At 71.8% G+C, this 15,997-nt stretch carries 8 protein-coding genes; 4 read left to right on the plus strand and 4 right to left on the minus strand.

Features of this window, described 5'->3' with window-relative positions; genetic code table 11:
- A partial coding sequence (locus ACYVG5_RS15020) for a DUF3427 domain-containing protein (protein WP_460683304.1) occupies positions 1-2,994 on the minus strand: 2,994 nt, incomplete at its 3' end.
- A 199-nt stretch (positions 2,995-3,193) separates the two neighbouring features.
- On the opposite strand from ACYVG5_RS15020, the gene ACYVG5_RS15025 reads away from it, so the two are divergent.
- From ACYVG5_RS15025 to ACYVG5_RS15035, 3 genes are read left to right on the plus strand one after another with little or no spacing between them, the layout of a single operon-like run.
- A complete protein-coding gene (locus ACYVG5_RS15025) occupies positions 3,194-4,315 on the plus strand; it encodes a PD-(D/E)XK nuclease family protein (protein ID WP_222050588.1) in 1,122 nt (373 codons plus the stop codon).
- A 9-nt stretch (positions 4,316-4,324) separates the two neighbouring features.
- Positions 4,325-7,615 carry a TM0106 family RecB-like putative nuclease gene (locus tag ACYVG5_RS15030; protein ID WP_222050589.1) on the plus strand — a complete coding sequence of 1,097 codons (3,291 nt, stop codon included), beginning with the start codon at positions 4,325-4,327 and terminating at the stop codon, positions 7,613-7,615.
- Positions 7,616-7,626: 11 nt separating this feature from the next.
- The gene (locus ACYVG5_RS15035) at positions 7,627-12,135 is read left to right on the plus strand and encodes a sacsin N-terminal ATP-binding-like domain-containing protein (protein WP_460683305.1); all 4,509 of its coding nucleotides are present in this window, start codon (positions 7,627-7,629) and stop codon (positions 12,133-12,135) included.
- A gap of 61 nt (positions 12,136-12,196) precedes the next feature.
- Here ACYVG5_RS15035 and ACYVG5_RS15040 read toward each other — a convergent pair whose 3' ends face one another.
- Positions 12,197-13,063, minus strand: coding sequence for an ARPP-1 family domain-containing protein (locus tag ACYVG5_RS15040; RefSeq protein ID WP_222050591.1), 867 nt, complete (start codon positions 13,061-13,063; stop codon positions 12,197-12,199).
- Between the two features lie 74 nt (positions 13,064-13,137).
- Between ACYVG5_RS15040 and ACYVG5_RS15045 the strand changes: the two genes are divergently transcribed.
- Positions 13,138-14,307 carry an NUDIX hydrolase gene (locus ACYVG5_RS15045; protein ID WP_222050592.1) on the plus strand — a complete coding sequence of 390 codons (1,170 nt, stop codon included), beginning with the start codon at positions 13,138-13,140 and terminating at the stop codon, positions 14,305-14,307.
- Between the two features lie 124 nt (positions 14,308-14,431).
- Here the strand turns inward: ACYVG5_RS15045 and ACYVG5_RS15050 are convergent, their stop codons facing one another.
- Both ACYVG5_RS15050 and ACYVG5_RS15055 read right to left on the minus strand, forming a co-directional pair.
- The gene (locus tag ACYVG5_RS15050; RefSeq protein WP_460683306.1) at positions 14,432-14,563 is read right to left on the minus strand and encodes a hypothetical protein; all 132 of its coding nucleotides are present in this window, start codon (positions 14,561-14,563) and stop codon (positions 14,432-14,434) included.
- Between the two features lie 112 nt (positions 14,564-14,675).
- The gene (locus ACYVG5_RS15055) at positions 14,676-15,995 is read right to left on the minus strand and encodes a helicase-associated domain-containing protein (protein ID WP_222050593.1); all 1,320 of its coding nucleotides are present in this window, start codon (positions 15,993-15,995) and stop codon (positions 14,676-14,678) included.
- Positions 15,996-15,997: the final 2 nt, after the last annotated feature.

Here is a 15,997-nt window from a genome sequence, read left to right on the forward strand (position 1 = left end):
CAAGTACGGTGGCGTCCCGAGCGTTCCATCCGCCGTCTTTGTCTCGCGGACGAACAGGTGCACCGATGTCCCCAGGTCTCGGTGGTGGACATAGCGCTGACCCGTTGCCGACTTCTCGGCCGTTGCGTTCTGCGACTCCCACTGGAACAGCGTCGGCGAGATGGCGTGGTCGGCATACATAGTGGTGGGGGAGAAGTGCGCCTCGGTCTTGACCAGCGTCACGAAGAAGACGTCGGCCTGGTCACCCGGCACCCAACGAACGCCCGAGCCCCACGTGCCGTTCAGGTCGGCTCGCCCGAACGCCGCCAGCGCTTCGTCCCTGCTGTAGCGCGCGTGGACGTGCAACGGTCGGGGACCGGCCACCTCCAACGCTGGCGCCACGCGATGGATACGGTCCTGCAGCACGCCGGTCAACTCCGTCAACTCTTGCGAGCGCCCGGGATTGGCAAGCAGTCGCGACAGAGTCGCCTCGACACTGCTGAACGGCGTCCGTGCGCCGTAGAGCGAGAAGTGCAGCATCGCAGCCATCCGACGCACGCGTTCGGTCACCTCGACACCGCCTCGGGCGCTGTCGGCGAGGGCGCGGATGAACCGCAGCCGCTCCAGGTCGTCGATGTGCAGCATGCGCCCGAAGGCGAGTCCCAGCGCCTTGTCGTCCGGACCCGGCTCGCCGTCGTCCCAACCAGCCGCTCTCTTCAGGTCCAGCCAGGTGCGTCCGTTGCCGCGGTAGAGGTCCTCGACCTCGACGCCGGTCTCCTCCAGGAAGGCGGCCATGCTCGGTCCGTCCTGGGCCTTCGCCTCGCTGACCAGCCCCTTCCAGGAGACGGTGAGCGACTGCCTGATGTTGTCCAGCACGATGCGCTGAGCTACTCGGTCCAGCTCAATGTGACAGCCGGCTGGCAGCGTCGGGAACTCTTGCTCGACCTCCCGCTGGAGCCCCTTGCGCGACGCCCCGGTGATGGCGCGAAAGCGCAGATCGAAGCGGAACTCCTGGTGCTGGGCGCCGATGAAGTCGAGCACCGTCAGGCACGCCTTGCCCTCGGACAGGCGCAACCCCCGGCCGAGCTGCTGCAGGAACACCGTCGCGCTCTCGGTCGGCCGGAGGAACAGCACCGTGTCGACGGCGGGCAGGTCGATGCCCTCGTTGAACAGGTCGACGGTGAACAGGACGTTCACCGTGCCGTCGCGAAGCCCCGCCAGCGCCGCCGCCCGTTCCTCGCCCCCGGTCAGCGACGTGATGGCAAGGCTCGGGATGCCGGCTTCGGTGAACCGCTGGGCCATGAACTGGGCGTGCTGGATGCTCACGCAGAACCCCAGTGCACGCATGCGGCGCGGGTCGTCGATCTTGTCCGTGACGGCCTGCAGGATGAGCCGCACGCGGTGGTCATCACCGGTGTAGACGTTGCTGAGCTCGGTGAGGTCGTAGCCACGGCCGCGCTTCCACTGCAGCCGCTCCAGCGCGACGTCGTCGTGGATGCCGAAGTACTGGAACGGCGCCAGTAGGCCCTGGTCGAGCGCTTCCCAGAGTCGCAGTTCGACGGCCGTGCGGCCGTCGAACCAGCTCCGGACGTCAGCGCCATCGGTTCGTTCCGGGGTCGCCGTCAGGCCGAGGAGCACCTTGGGCTGCAAATGCTCCAGCAGCCGGCGGTACGTCGCGGCCATGGCGTGGTGGAACTCGTCGACGATGACCAGGTCGAAGCTCGTCGGATCGAGCTCCGCCAGGTTCAGTTGGGCTAGGGACTGGACCGAAGCGAAGACGTGCCGCCACTCGCGCGGGCGCTCGCCGTCCACCAAGAGTTCGCCAAAGTCGCCGCGCCGGAGCACGTGCCGGAAGGTTGACCGGCTCTGGATCAGCAGCTCTTTGCGATGCGCGACGAACAAGACCGTCTCAACGGTGCCGGCGGAGCGGAGGCGTCGATAGTCGAGCGCTGAGACGACCGTCTTGCCCGTCCCGGTGGCCATGACGACGAGGTTCCGCCAGCGGTCGTGGATGGTCCGCTCGGCGTCGAGCTCGTCGAGAATTTCCTGCTGGTAGCCGAACGGCCGGACGTCGAGCGTCGATATCTCGAGCGGCAGGTCCTTGCTGGTGCCCCGCTCCGCGCTCAGCGCCTGCCGCAGCCGGTCGCCGTCCCGGTCTGGGTCGTACGCCTCGAACGACGGGTCCTGCCAGTAGCTCTCGAACGTGTCGGAGAACGTCTCGAGCAAATGCGATTGCTCCACGTTCGAGAGCCGGACGTTCCATTCCAGCCCGTCGGTCAGGGCAGGAGCGGACAGGTTCGAGGAACCGACGTAGCCGGTCGACAGCCCGGTGGCGCGGTGGAAGAGCCACGCCTTGGCGTGCAGTCGCGTAGTCCTGGTCTCGTAGGAAATCTTCACCTCGGCTCCGAGTTCGGCGAGCCGGTCGAGGGCTCGTTGGTCGGTGGCGCCGATGTAGGTCGTCGTGATGACGCGGAGCTTGCCGCCGCGCCGGCGGAGGTCCGCGAGGCCCTTCTCCAAGATGCGCAAGCCCTGCCACTTGATGAACGCGCACAGCAGGTCGACCCGATCGGCCGACGCCAGCTCGCGGTTGACCTCATGGCCGATGCGTGGCTGGCCGCGGCCGTTGACCAACAAGGCGCTGGCGGACAGCGGCACCTCGGGTCGCTCGGGGAAGACGATCGGCCCCGGGACGGCGGGCCGATCGACCACCGCGAGCACGGATCGCCCAGGTTCGGCGACCCCGTCGTCGGCGGCAGCCGTGGGGGCGAGCGCGCCAACCGCCTTGATGATGCTGTTGGCGAGGTCGACTTGCCGGGCCACGCCAGCCTGATCGTCACCGCCGGCGATGCGCAGCGCGCGGCTGACCAGCCCCGTGACGTGTCGAGTAAGGGCCTCGTGTGCTTCACCCGGATCGAGCACCGCGAGCTGCACAAGCGATGCGTCGGTCGTCGCGAGCTGATCTGCGAATTCCGTCGTCACCAGGTGCTCGTAGATTCCCGTGCGCACATCCCCCATGTGCTGAACGTAGTCGGACCGTGACCGAACCCAGGTAAGCAACTCAGCTCGCAAACCCAACTGGCGACATTCCTAGCCCGCTGTGCAGCGCCCGTTCGAGTAGCTCCGCAGAGTGAAAGCGCGGCGTGGGTTCTCCATGTCACACCAGGGTCGTGCGACGGTCGTCGCGCGTCTGACGGCGCACCACCACGGGGGTCACATGTCGCATCCACTCTGGGCTCGAGTTGAGCCTGTCGTCACCGAACTCGGGGACAACCCGCTGTACCGCGCGTCCGGCATGGGCATGGAGCTGTTCCACAGCAACGTCCTTGCCTGGGCGTTGCGCACCCACGCGCGGGCGGCGGCACCACTCGCGGAGCTCTTCGGCTTTCCCGCGGTGGAGAAGTACGGCATCTGGCGCGAGTGGCGGCACCTGGACCTTGCAGTCGACTCCGGATCCGAGGGCGACGGGCTCATTCTCGAAAACAAGGTCACCGCGCTTCCCGACATGGCGCAGCTCAAGCGCTACTACGCCGATGTCCTCAAGCAGGAACCCCGGCGCGAGGGCCGGTCGAGCTTCGTTCTGCTCAGCCTGCTCCCGCCCGTTGCTTCGCTGCCCACGCCATGGCGGCGGGTGGACTACCGGCAACTCTCGGCCGCGCTGCGTGACGTCGCGGCCGCGCTGACGCGTGGGTTCGATGCCGACTTCATCAGCGAGTACGCGCGCTTGGCGTCGCTGCTGGCGGACCTCGTCGACGCTGCAGGACTACACGGACACGACGACGAGCCGTACTACGTCGACCCGGCGACCCAGCGGGAGCTGCGTCAGGCAGGTGTCCGCGACCTGGTGCTCAAGATCCGCAATATCGGGCTGGTGCAAAGTGCTGCCCAGCAGTCTCCCGGCGAGAAAGGGGGCTGGTTCGAGGCCGGCTGGACGAACGGGCAGCCCTTGGCGGCTCGCTTCACCGCGCCAAGCGACGTACCAGAACTCGGCTGCACCCACCTGGGGTGGCAGCTGCAGGGGCATCATTTGCGCCTCGTGGCACTGCTGGAGCATCCAGAACTGCGCGGAAAGGGCCCCGCGTTGAAGAAGGCCCGCGAGGATGCCGCCGACAAGCACCTGGGGGAGTGGTTTGGCTCGCACCGGCTGAGCGATGCGCTGCCCGACCACATCACGGCGTACACGGGCAAGAAGTCGTACAACCACTACGACCCGGACTTCATCTACAGGTACGGGTCGGTCACTCCCGACGTGTTGCCCGCAGAGTTGGTCCAGGCGCTCGCCATGCTCACCGCGGCCGCGGACGAGCAGTTGGCTGAGTTCACCGGCTCGGCCGGCTGAGGCGGCGACGTGCAGCGCATCGACGGGCGGCTCGTGCTCAGCCCCACCGACCTGACCCGGCACCAGGAGTGCCCGCACCTCACCCGGCTCGACCTCGACGTCGCCGACGGCCGGCTGGCCGCTCCGGCGGCGGGGCCCGACGAGGAACTCGAGCTGATCTTCGCCCTCGGCCGAGCACATGAAGACCACTACCTTGCGGCCCTGGAGGCCGCCGGGAAGTCGATCACCACCATCCCCACCGCGTTCGACGCCGAGGGGCGGCGCGCGGCCGAGGCGGCCACCGTCGCCGCCATGCGCTCCGGGGTGGACGTCGTCTACCAGGGCACCTTCTTCGACGGCGCGTGGGGCGGTCAGGCGGACTTCCTGCTCCGGGTCGAACAACCCTCCGCGCTGGGCAGCTGGTCCTACGAGATCGCCGACACCAAGCTCGCCCGCCGGATGAAGGTCGCCGCCCTCCTCCAGATGGCGACCTACGCCGACCGGCTCGAGACGCTGCAGGGCCGCGCACCGGAACGGATCTCCGTGGTCACCGGCGACGGCGCCGAGCGGCCGTGGCGGCTGGTCGACGTCAGCGCCTACGCTCGTCGGGCCCGGCGGCGCCTGCAGCGCTTCATCGACGCCGTCCCGGCCACCGCGCCAGTGCCCATCGCCCACTGCACCCAGTGCCGCTGGGCGGAGCGGTGCGATGACGAGCTCCGCGACGGCGACGACCTCTCGCTGGTCGCCGGGATGCGCCGAGACCACCGGGACGCCCTGCGCGACGCCGGCATCAGCACCGTCGAGCAGCTGGCCGGCGCAAGCCAGCACGCGTTGACGCAGTCCGGCATCGGTGCGGTGGCGCGCACCCGGCTGCACGAGCAGGCACAGGAACAGGTCAAGGAACGGCAGACCGGCGAGCCGTCCCGCACGCTGCTCGCTCCTGCCGAGGGCAAGGGCCTGCTGCGACTCCCACCTCCGAACCCGGGCGACCTGTACCTGGACTTCGAGGGCGACCCCTACTTCGGCGACGGCGAGAGCCTCGAGTACCTCGCCGGCATCCGCGACGTGGCCGGCACCTTCACCCCGCTATGGGCACACAGCCGCGGGGCGGAGAAGCAGCTCGTCGCCGACCTCGTCGACCGGCTCATCGACGCCTGGAAACAGCAACCCGGGATGCACGTCTACCACTACGCGCCCTACGAGGTGACCGCGCTCAAGAAGTTGACCGGCCGCTACGGCGTCCGCGAGGCGGAGCTCGACCAGCTGCTACGCGGGGAAAGGTTCGTCGACCTCTATCCCGTCGTCCGCCAGTCGATGCGGATCAGCAAGGAGTCGTACTCGATCAAGAAGGTCGAGGCCTTCTACGGCCGGGAGCACGACGGCACGGTCGCCGACGCGATGGGCAGCGTGCTGGCCTACGAGCGCTGGATCGTCAGTCGGGACCAGGCGCTCCTCGACTCGATCGAGTCGTACAACAAGGACGACGTCGACTCCACCTACGACCTCCACGTGTGGTTGGAGGAACAGCGCGACGACCTCGAGGCCGCCTTCGGACCTCAGCCGCGGCCGGAGGTGCCCGCTGATACCCCGGTCGGCACGGTCAGCGATGCGGAGGCCGTCGAGTTGGACCTCGTCTCGCGGCTGCAGGCCGCCGGCACGCCGGTCACCGGCATGCTCGCCGACCTGGTGCAGTGGCACCGCCGCGAGGCCCGCCCCACGTGGTGGGAGGTGTTCCGCCTCGAGGACCTCGAGGACGACGAACTGCTCGAGGACGCCAGCCCGCTCGGCGGGCTCTCCGAACCCGTCGACATGGGCCCGGAGAAGAGGAGCCGGCTGTACGAGTACACGTTCCCGCCGCAGGACACCCGGCTCAAGATCGACGGTGAGGCCCGGGACGTCGACAGCCACGACGTCGTCGGAACGGTCTTCGACCTGGACCCGGTCACCGGCCGCCTCGTCCTCAAGAGCACGAAGGTGCCGTCGCCGTCCCGCGGACTCGGGCCGGGAGGGCCGCTGGGCACCGAGGGCATCCGGCAGGCGATCCGCGACACGGGTGAAGACGCACTTGCGGGCAACGACTGCCTGGGCATCGCTCTGCTCGAGCGACGTGTCCCGGTAGGCACGGTGCTGCGCCACGGTGAGACCACGACGGAGGCGATCATCCGGCTCGGCCTCTCGCTGGACTGCGAGGTGCTCGCGGTCCAGGGGCCTCCGGGCAGTGGCAAGACCAGGGCCGGCGCTGAGCTGATCCGACGGCTCCTCGATGCGGGCAAGAAGGTCGGCGTCACCGCGAACTCCCACGCGGTCATCGGCAACCTCCTCGATGAGGTCGGCCGCCCCGCGCTGCACAAGTGCGAGGAGGACCAGCACTGCGGGGGGCCGCTGGTGCGCTGGTCCAAGAAGTCGAACGTCGTCGCTGACGCGTTGCGCACCGGCATGGACAACCTGGTCGGCGGTACCGCGTGGTTCTGGTCCCTGCCGGGTGTGGCGGAGGCCGTGGACGTCCTCGTCGTCGACGAGGCCGGACAGTTCTCCCTCGCCAACGCCGTCGCGGTGGCTCGGGGCGCCAAGGCGCTCGTGCTGCTCGGCGACCCGCAGCAGCTGGCGCAGCCGACCCAGGCAACGCACCCCGGCAGCTCCGGGGTGTCGGTGCTGGAACACCTGCTGGACGGCGCCGCGACGATCCCCGCCGACCGCGGGATCTTCCTCGACCGGACCTACCGGATGCACCCGGCGCTCACCGCATTCGTCTCCGACCTCGCCTACGAGGGCCGGTTGGCGTCAGCGGCCGGGCTGGAACGCGTCACGGTGCTCGAGGGGGGAGCCGTCAGCGGCAGCGGCCTCGCCGTGCGCTGCGTCGACCACCGGCGGGCCGCTGCCGCGCAGAGCCCGGAGGAGGCCGACGTCGTCGCCGACCTCTGGCGCTCGCTCCAAGGCGTCGGCTGGGTCGACCGCAGCGGAACGGTGCAGCCCATCGGCGTCGACGACGTCCTGGTCGTCGCCCCCTACAACAACCAGGTCGGTCTGATCCAGGACCGGTTGCCGGGCGGTGCGCGGATCGGAACCGTCGACAAGTTCCAGGGCCAGCAGGCGCCGGTGGTCATCTACTCGATGACGAGCACGAGCGCCGACGACGCGCCACGTGGGATCTCGTTCCTCTACGACCTGCACCGGCTCAACGTCGCCGTCTCCCGGGCGCAGGCGCTCACCGTCGTGGTGATGAGCCCGGAGCTGCTCGACGCGCCCGTGCGCCACCCCGAGCAGGTGCGCCGGGTGAACGCGCTGTGCCGGCTGGTCGAGATGGCCCGGGACGTGTCGTGACCGTCGATCAGTTGACGCAGTTCGCTGGGCGGGAGGCAGAGCCGCCCGCCGACCCGGATGCCCAGGCCGGGCAGCAGGCGGCGCGGGACGCCATGAACGCCCGGCCGGTGCGCGACCGGTACACGCCGGCCTTCGCGACCGCAGCCATCGCCGAACTCGGCCGGCTGATGGCGGACCTCCCGGCCAAGATCCGGGACAGCGTCTCCGGCGGCCGGGACGCCGCCGAGGCGCTGAACCCCGACCCGCTGCAGGGGCTGGCTGAAGTCGTCCAGAACGCCGACGACCAGCAGGCCTCGACCGTCCGCATCGGCCTGGTCGACGGGGTGTCCGCGCCGCGCCTGGTGGTCGTGCACGACGGGGGCCGCCTCCAGCTGGAACACCTGCTGGCCATGGTCCTGCCGTGGGTCTCCACCAAGCGGGACGACGCCCGGACCACCGGTCGCTTCGGCATCGGGCTCAGCACGCTGCGCAGCATCGGGGACTCCCTCGAGATCCACTGCGCGCCGTACCACGCGGAGCTCGTGAACGGCCGGCTCCGCCCCATCCCGGCCGCCGAGCCGCTGCCAGGTCTGTACGACGCCGACCCGGACCGACCCGCCACCATGGTGGTCGTTCCGGTGCGGCCCGGCGTCCAGCTGTCCTCCGCCACCATTCGCGACTGGCTGACCACCTGGGGCAGCGCTGCGCTGCTGTTCCTCGGGTCGGTCCGCGAGGTCCAGCTCATCGATCCATCAGGGGGCGACGAGCCGCTGGCCCTGTCCCTGGCCCGAACGGCCTCGCGCACGCGGTCGTTGACGGTCTCCGACGGCGAGCTCCCGGTGCTCGTCAGCGAGGTCAGCGACCCGGCCTCCGGCGCGCGCTGGATCCGCTACGACGCCGAGCTCCCCGTTCCGCGCAACGTCTTCCGGGCGCGGAAGAAGACCGGCGCCACCACGCCTCTCTCGCTGGCGGTTCCGCTCCACCCGTCGCCGGTCACCGGCCTCGTGCACGCCGGCCTGCCGCTGGTCGCCACCGGCCTGCCCTGGTCGATGAACGCCCAGCTCGATCCGGATGCCGCTCGCGGGCACGTCCGGAACACCGCCTGGAACCGGGCGGTCATCGACCTGCTGGCGCAGTTCTGGGCCGCCGTCGCCGACGATCTGCTGCGCACTCGACCGAGCACGGCGTGGCAGGCCGTCCCGCTGGAGGCGGAGGTCAGCTGTCCGGGAGACCCCTGGCTGGCGGACGCGTTGCACGACGCGCTGATCGTCCGCGGCCGGGCGGCCCTGACTTCCCGTTCCGCGGTCCGCGTCGCGGAGCGCCCGGTGCCCCTCGACCAGCTGGCCTATCCCGACCCGGCGTTGCAGGACCTGGTGAGTGACGACGACGTCCGCACGCTGGCGCCCGACCGGGTGGTGCTCGAGCGCGACGCCCGCTCGGCGGACGCCCGCTGGTGGAGCGTGCTCAGGGAGCTGCGCGTCGGCGCGGCCATCGAGATCCAGGCCGCGCTGCACCTCATGACCGGTACCGCGGTGGACCATCGGACGCCGCAGTGGTTCATCGACATGTCCGCCAGCGCCATCGCGGGCGGTGCGGCGGACGCACTGGCGGCCACGCCATGTGTCGTGCTGAGGGATGGTCGCTGCGTTCGGCCACCGTTGCCCGGCGACGACCCGAGGGTGCTGCTGGCCGCCGACGCGCCCGAGTCGCTGCTCGACCGGGCCGGCCTCGTCCACCGCGTCCACGCCGCCTACTCGGGTGATGGGGACGAAGCCCGGTCCGTCGTCCGCTGGCTCGAGGGGCTCGGCGCCTACGTCGCCGCGCCCGAGCCGGCAGCGCTGGCGATCAGCCGCGTCGCAAGGGCCCGCCCGGGATCGCTGCCGCTCGGTGATCCCGAGCTCGTGGCCTTCCGCGATCTCTACGCCACCCTCGCCATCGGCCAGCAGGAGGCGCACGGGCACGACATCGGTGCCGTCCTGGTCATCGACGCCGAGTCGTGGGACGAGGCCGAGCAGCCGGTCCGCGCGGCCCGCCCGGCGGGCAGCTGTTACCAACCGCGCTCGATCGACCGGGACCCCGACGGATGGCCGGTCGCGGCGCGGAAGACGCCGGACCTGTGGTGGGCGGCCAGCCGGTACGGGCAGGTGCTGCGCTCCGAGGCGGGCCGGTCCGGACTGGGCGCGCAACGCTTCTTCACGCTGCTCGGCGTCGAGCGGGTACCGCGGCTGGCGGATCACCCGGCGGGCGAGCGCAAGTACAACACCGACCGTCGCACGGGCGTCTCCGTCCACGCGTACGACGCGACCCCCACCCGTCGCGACGAGGTGCGCCACGTTCCCGGCGAGTGGACTCACGTGCTCGAGGACACCGTGAGTCCCGACCTGGACCGCGTGCTCGCCGCCATCAGCAGCGATCGGTCCTCGGAGCAGCGGCGGAGAAGGGCCGCGGCGCTGCTCGCCACCCTGCAGCGCGGCTGGGACCGGATGTACGCCCCACGGGCGCAGGCTCCCGTCGTCCTGGCTCACCACCAGTGGAACCCGGTGGGCGCCACCGTCACGTCCTGGTGGCTGGCGCGGCTCCGCGATGAGGCGTGGCTGCCCGACACGAAGGGACGGCCTCGGGCGCCCCGCGAGCTGGTGCTGCCCAGCCCGGCCAACCGGGTCGTCTACGGAAGCGACGGGCACTACGTCGATCGGGCGCTCGTCGCCGGGCTGCGGGAGGACGTCGTCGCCGCTCTGGGCATCACCGGGGACCCCCGGGTCAGTGACGTGGTCGACGTCCTGCGGTCGATCCGGGACACCGCGCCCGCCGTCACGGTCGAGGGCAGTGCCGAAGCCTGGGGCGAGGCCGCGGCGCAGGCCTATCCGATGTACCAGATCCTCGCCGACTGGCTCACGCCGAACCGGCGGCGGCGGATGGACGTCGCCACGACCGCGCTCCGGCGCACGTTCGCGGCGGGCGCCGGCCTGGTCCTGACCGACCAGGGGTGGCGGACCCCGGCCCAGGTCTTCTCCGGCCCCCCGGTCTTCGGCTCGTTCCGGTCGTTCGCGCCCTTCGATGCTTCGCTCGAACGGCTGTGGAAGGAGCTGGAGGTCCGCCGTCCGGCCGTGGAGGACTGCGCGGCCGTGTTACGGGAGATCGGCGGGCGGGTCCGGCGGCCGGGCGACGAGACGGTGGAGCTCGAGACCCTCCGGCTGCTGGACGGGCTGCTCGAGGGGGCTTCCGCCCCGACCGGCCTCCGGCGGCTGCCGGTGGCGACCTCCGGCGGTCGCTCGGGAAAGCGCCCCGTCTACGCGCTCGAGGACCCGATGCTCGCCGAGGCGCTCGCCGAGCACGCTGCCGTATGGGTGCCGGGCGGGGACGTCCGTCAGTTCAGCCACCTCTTCGAAGCACTGAACATCACCCGGGTGACGGCGAAGGCCTTCTCGGTCGCAGACGGTGACGCTGCGTCGGAGGACGCGACCGCGAGCGCCGTCGCCCGAGCGGCACTGTCCTTGCTGCTGGACGAGTTGGCCCGCGACGACCCGGCGCTGGCCGCGTCGGCAACCGACGCAGCGACCACGGTCGCGGACCTGCGGGTCGTGCGCCACGAGGACCTGCGCCTCCGGGTCCGTCTCCCCGCCGGGGAGGTCGTCCTGGGCGCTCGGTCGTACCTGGATGCCTCCTCCTGCCTGCTGCACGTGCACCAGGACGAAGACGTCGCCGACTGGGCCATCGGCGGCCGGGCCATCGCGTCGTTGTTCGACGGTGACCGCCGGAAGGTCGCGTACGCGTGGGCCGCGATGTGGTCGAGGGCCGAGGCCGGCGAGCGTCGACGGGCCATGGTCCTGGCCGAGCAGGAGGCGACCGTGCGGTCGGCGGCCTTGCTGCACCTGCGGGGTGACATCGAGAGCGAGCGGGGCGCGCCGGCGCAGGCTCGTCGCTCCCCGGGCCGCCAGAGCGGGGTCACCACCCGTGAGGTGAGCGCCCTCCCGCCGCGTGTCCTCATCGACCCGTCTGAGCTGTCGCCTGCTGTGCCGGCGGGCACGATCGTGAACCCGGACGGCCGTGCGGCGCCGGCGCGGGGGAAGGGCGGCAGCGTGCTGCGCGAGCCCTCGGCCGGCAAGCGGGGGACCGGCCGCGGAAAGGCGACCCCACCTGCGTCCTACACGGACAAGGACCGCGAGGACGTCGGCCTGGAGATCCTGCGGCGCTTGCTGGAGGGCGGCGGTGAAGAACTGCAGGACGTGCGTCAGCAGGTGCTGGTCGGAGCGGATGCCACCGACACGAGCCAGCGCTTCTACGAACTGAAGGTCCACGGCGGCCCGGCGCCGAACACGGTCTCGATGCAGGCGTCGGAGATCGATCGGGCCCGCGACCCGAACTTCTTCCTGGTCGTGGTCTCCAACGTGGAGGATGGCGCCGGCACTCCGGAGGTGCGGATCATCGCGGACCCACTCCACCGTCTCGCCGGCCTCGACGACGGCTCGGTGACGTTCAGCGGCGTGCACGAGGCCGAAGCGCTGGTCTACGAGCTCCCGCTGGAGGCGCCGGCGGAATGACCGCACCTGGTGCCGATCAGCGCGCCGGCGACGCGGTGGCCGCGGGGCATGGGCTGGGTCATCAGGCCTCCTGCAGGGAGTGGGTGAGGTCGACGGCGGACAGGTGCGCCGTGCGGTCGTGCCAGCGGACGGCGTCCAGCCGGATGCGGCCGCCGCCGTGCCAGCGGGCACCGAGGCCGGCGCTGCCGGTTCGGGCGAGAGGTGTCGACTCGACCCGCTCGGCGAAGGCGCGGGCCAGCGCGGCCGGCGTGCGCACCGCGGGCCGGCCGAGTGCGTCGAGGGTGGCGGCGTCCAGCAGGCCGGCCCAGTGCGCGGTGAGCGCCCGGCCGGAGCCGAACAGCTCCAGCCAGGCGGGGCGGCCCGCGATGCCGACCAGCAGGCCGCGCTGCCCGGCCAGCGGGCGGAGTCCGGCGGTCAGCCGGCGGCTCTCCGGGGAGGATGCGTCGAGCCGGTCGAGCAGCGACTCGGTCGCGGACGGCCCGGCGACGGCGCCGAAGCGGCTGACCCGGCGCCACACCTCCGACTGACCGCCGTCCCGCTCCAGGTGGGGGAGGAGTGACAGCGGCGCGCGGCGGTTGCGCCGCCGGTGCGCGACGTCGCCGTGCCAGCGCCCCTGCTCGACGCAGATCACCGGCAGCACCGTCGGCCGGTTCGGCGCGAGCAGCGTCGTGGCGGTCAGCGCCCGGTGCTGCATGCCGCCCTCGAGCAGTTCGCCGGCGAGCAGCAGCAGTGGCCGGTCGCCGCGGTTGGTGACCACGAGCTGGTCGACGGCGGGGGAGCCGGCCCGCTCGGCGACGTCGACCGGGGCGTCGGCGCCGGTCAGGTGGGCCGAGCCCAACGACGGCGCATCGGTCCAGACCGGGAAGACGGTCAGCGGACCGCGGGTGGTGCCCGAGCCGACGTGCAGCCGGGGAGTGGAGAGCGACATGCTGGCCTCCTGACTTCGCAGCACTTCTGCGACTAAGGAGACTAAACCGCAAACATGCCCGTACAGTCAACCGGGTGAGCGATCAACACGCCGAGCAACTCCACCGGGACCGGTCCGACCGGACGCTGGCGGACTACCCGCGCCCGTCCGTGGCGGTGGACACCGCCGTCCTGGTGGTCGACGTGCCGGACGCCGCGCTGGGCGTCCTGCAGCACCGGCGTCCCGCGGGCGGCGTGCACGGTGGGGAGTGGGCGCTGCCGGGCACGTTCCTGCACGAGGGGGAGACGCTGGCGGACGCCGTGCTCCGCTCGCTCCAGGAGAAGGTCGGTCTGCGCGGCACCCGGCCGCAGCAGCTGCACGTCTTCGACGACCCGGCGCGCGACGAGCGGGGGTGGGTGCTCTCCGTGGCGCACGTCGTCCTGCTGCTCGCCGACGACGTGGCCCCGGTGCTGGCCAGCCGGAATGACCTCCGGGTCGTGCCCGTGGCGGACGCGGGAGGGCAGCCGTTCGACCACGACGAGATCGTCCGGCGTGCGGTCGACCGGGTGCGGCAGGACTACGCGCTGCAGCCCGACCCGGTGGAGCTGCTCGGGGAGGCGTTCACGCTGAAGGGGCTCCAGGCGCTGCACGACGCGGTGGCGCCGCCGCCCGGACCGGGGGAGGCCCGCCCCTCCATCGACACCTTTCGGCGGTACATGGTCGGCAGGGGGCTGATCCGGCCCACCGGCGAGTTCGCCCGCCGGGAGCCTGGGTCAGGTGTCCTGGGCAAGCCGGCCGAGCTCTACTGTCGCGCCGCCGACAGCCGCGACCTGACCGAGGTGCTCGGCGTCCGCCCGGTTCGCAAGGACCGCAACCGGGCTGAGCGACCGGTGACCGATGCGGGGCCGGCCCGGACGTTCGGTGAGCTGACCGGCTCCAACGTGAACACGCACATCCAGAGCCTGGTGGACGACGTGGGCGCCTCCCGTCCGCTCACGCTGACGGTGATGCCGCACTACGTGGCGGTGCGCCCGGTCGGCACCGAGCGGGTCGCCGCGTACGCCAGGCCGCTGACCCTGTCTATCGGCCTCGACCCGGACGACGCGGTGGCGCTCACCGGGGACTTTCCGGACTTCCGCCTCGAGCGCACCTCCGCGGCGACCCACCACGTGCACGTGCCGATGCCCGCGCTGGCCGACCCGGCCGCGCGGCGGGCGGCGATGGAAGCGCTCGGGCGGGCACTCGTCAGAGTCGCCAGCGGCTGACGCCCTTGCTCACGTCCAGGTTGCGTGCCCGACGGGGTCGCGGCGAGCGCGAAGCGCTCGTCGCCGTCCACCAGCACCTGGTCGCGGGCCAGCGAGTGCAGCCGGTCTTCGCGGTCGAGATAGCTCACTGACCGAGGCGTTCGAGGGCCGCGGCGTAGTGGAGCAGCTCGTCGTCCAATGCCCGATCGAGAAGCTGGCGCTTGCTGGCGCCCTCGATGTAGTCACGAGCCGCCTGCCGGGCAACTTCCTGCATCATCGGCCCTCGAGCTCGGCCCTGCGCCGCAGGGCCTCGGACTCCTGCTCGTCGAGGCGGAGCATCATGACCACCTGTCAATGGTGGTACCGGGCCACCGTGCGCGCAGCCGCTCTCAGCCCGTCGCCGGGCCGAGGGGGTAGCCGAGCTTGAGCAGCGCGGCCCGGGCCTTGGCCTCGCCGGCGGCAGCGATCACCAGGTGCCGCTCGCCCACCCGTGTGCACAGGCCCCGCAGCGTCCGGTCCCCCGCCAGCAGGGTCGCCACCTGCGCGTCGGCGCACTCGACGACCCGGTGCATACCCAGGTCGCGGACCCGCCCGGCCCGGTTCTCGACGTCGGCGAGCAGCGTCCGGACGACCGGAGGCACGCCGTTCGCGGCACGCTCGGCCAGGAAGGCGGCCAGCTCGCCGGGCGCCCGGCCCGCATCGACGGCGGCCAGCAGGCTCGCCGTGGACAGCGTCCACACCCGGTCGGCCGTGCGGGTGGCGAAGGCGTCGAGGACCAGACGGTCGCCGGGCGGGAGATCGGCGAGGGCGACGACGTCCAGGTTCGCCAGCACCTGCAACCCGCGGTCGGGAACCGCCGGCGCAGCGGGGACGTACGTGGGTGCCAGCCCGGCGGCGTAGGCGCCGAGCGGGGTCAGCCGGACCGCCTGCAACCCGTCGTAGCGGCTCAGTGCCTCGACCCAGTCGGCACCCCACATCTCGCGGAAGTCGTCGCGGGCATGCGCCGGAGGCACGTACTCCACGTCGAGCAGGCCCAGCGTCGCGGCGTACTCGAACAGGACCGTGAGCACGTAGCGGCCCTCCAGGACCGGCCAGTCGTGGTACCCGGCATAGCCGAAGCTGCCGTACTCGGGATCGACGATGTAGAGCTTCCACAGCCCACGCTCCGACCGGGCGATGGTCAGCCGGGGCTCGGTGCGGCGCAGCACGGAGAAGAGTGCGTCCACCCCGATCCATTCGCCGGGCGGGCAGTGCTCCAGTGCGGCGACTGCAGCAGCCCGCCGCGGCCCGGCCGCGCTCAGCGCCGCAGCGGCCTTCTGCCCCTTGACCTGCTCCACCCGGCTGAACTCGTCGATCGGCGCGTGACGGGGCCAGCGCTCCCAGATGGCGCGCACCACCTCGGAGGCCGGCCGGCCGAGGGCCGATCGCCCCCGCGGTGTCAGGGTGAGCCGGGTGCCGTCCAGCCGCGCCAGCCCGCCGGCCTGCAGCAGCAGCGGCCAGGCGAAGGCGGCGATGGCATCGTCCGGGTAGAAGTCCCCGGCGATGAGGACGTCGGCGACGGCACGCACCGTAGCGGCCGACGGGCGGTGCGTGGTCGCACTGCACCTGACTTTCCCGGTCTGACAGAGCCGAAGGACGGCGGCGACGTTGGCGAGCGCCTCGGCCTCGGTGCACCGGACGGTGGACGGCTCGGCGTCCTCAGGCCCCATGG

It is taken from the genome of Modestobacter lapidis (assembly GCF_054780755.1).

Bases quoted from the DNA above. Each gene is read 5' to 3' on its own strand.
- ACYVG5_RS15025 (WP_222050588.1), top strand. From the start codon at position 3,194: ATGTCGCATCCACTCTGGGCTCGAGTTGAGCCTGTCGTCACCGAACTC.
- ACYVG5_RS15040 (WP_222050591.1), bottom strand. From the start codon at position 13,063: ATGTCGCTCTCCACTCCCCGGCTGCACGTCGGCTCGGGCACCACCCGC.
- ACYVG5_RS15050 (WP_460683306.1), bottom strand. From the start codon at position 14,563: ATGATGCAGGAAGTTGCCCGGCAGGCGGCTCGTGACTACATCGAGGGC.
- ACYVG5_RS15055 (WP_222050593.1), bottom strand. From the start codon at position 15,995: ATGGGGCCTGAGGACGCCGAGCCGTCCACCGTCCGGTGCACCGAGGCC.